Genomic DNA, 478 nt, shown 5'->3' with positions numbered 1-478 from the left:
CCGCAATACATACTGTAAGTGTATCATCCATAGCGTCCTGGTTTTGCTGTTTATGATCCGCCTCTTTTTTCGAATGGTTGGCGCCGTTTTGTTGTGGTCAGAACGAAAATAATTCTCAACATAATTCAGATGTGTCCAAAGAACGTTATGCGCTGTCCAGCGCCTGGCGTCGCATTCAACGCGCAATCAGGTGTAAATCTGATGTCATTTCTAAACCCAGGCTGATTCAATCTCTTAAATAGAGTGTGGTTTTAATCAAAAAATGAGAGCAACGGATTGGATCTTGCTTTCGCGGTAAATAATCAAGGGAGTTATTATGCCAGTTACGTTAAGTTTTGGTAATCGTCATAACTATGAAATTAATCATTCACGGCTAGCCCGTTTGATGAGTCCTGATAAAGAAGAAGCGCTATACATGGGGGTATGGGATAGATTTAAGGACTGCTTCAGAACACACAAAAAACAAGAGGTGCTGGAG

Annotated in this window: 1 pseudogene; it reads left to right on the top strand. The window is 41.4% G+C overall.

From position 1 onward, the window contains the following. Window positions 1-316: 316 nt before the first annotated feature. Window positions 317-478 (top strand): annotated as a pseudogene (locus DNK34_RS25300) (hypothetical protein); the annotation flags it as partial.

It is taken from the genome of Phytopseudomonas dryadis (assembly GCF_004327355.1).
Lineage (GTDB): Bacteria > Pseudomonadota > Gammaproteobacteria > Pseudomonadales > Pseudomonadaceae > Aquipseudomonas > Aquipseudomonas dryadis.
The sequence above is the reverse complement of the archived record's forward strand: the minus strand, read 5'-3'. Positions and strand labels throughout refer to the sequence as shown.